This window comes from Arenibacter arenosicollis (assembly GCF_014397245.1).
GTDB classification, from domain to species: Bacteria; Bacteroidota; Bacteroidia; order Flavobacteriales; family Flavobacteriaceae; genus Arenibacter; species Arenibacter arenosicollis.
Window position 1 is genome coordinate 1 of the sequence record NZ_JACLHY010000063.1, and the last position, 843, is coordinate 843.

1 pseudogene is annotated in these 843 nt (G+C 52.6%); it reads right to left on the bottom strand.

Annotated elements, in window-relative coordinates:
* Positions 1 to 843: pseudogene (locus tag H4O18_RS21860) on the bottom strand (hypothetical protein); the annotation flags it as partial.

An 843-nucleotide genomic window follows, 5' to 3' on the forward strand; every position in this document is an offset into this window, starting at 1 on the left:
TATTGGCCGCCTCGCAGATCGTATAGTCAATGGTATAGGTACCGTCGGCAGTGCCAGGGGCTACGCTCACGCTGCCATCCTCGTTTATCGTCAGTTCGTCCGTTGGGGTCGAAGTAAGCACTACATCCGTAGGCGCTACAGGATTCCCGTTAAGGGTATCGTTATCCAGCACATTGCTGTCAGGGATCACTCCGCTAACACCCATATCCACGGTATAGCTATCGTCCACTGCATCCAATACATTGTCCATATCAGGACCTACCTGAATGGTTACCGTACCGGAATCACAATTGTCCGTATTGGCCGCCTCGCAGATCGTATAGTCAATGGTATAGGTACCGTCGGCAGTGCCAGGGGCTACGCTCACGCTGCCATCCTCGTTTATCGTCAGTTCGTCCGTTGGGGTCGAAGTAAGCACTACATCAGTAGGCGCTACAGGTTCCCCGTTAAGCGTATCGTTATCCAGCACATTGCTGTCAGGGATCACTCCGCTAACACCCGTATCCACCGTGTAACTATCGTCCACTGCATCCAATACATTGTCCATATCAGGACCTACCTGAATGGTTACCGTACCGGAATCACAATTGTCCGTATTGGCCGCCTCGCAGATCGTATAGTCTATGGTATAGGTACCGTCGGCAGTGCCCGGGGCTACGCTCACGCTCCCATCCTCGTTTATCGTCAGTTCGTCCGTTGGGGTCGAAGTAAGCACCACATCCGTAGGCGCTACAGGATCACCGTTAAGGGTATCGTTATCCAGCACATTGCTGTCAGGGATCACTCCGCTAACACCCGTATCCACGGTATAGCTATCGTCCACAGCATCCAATACATTGTCCA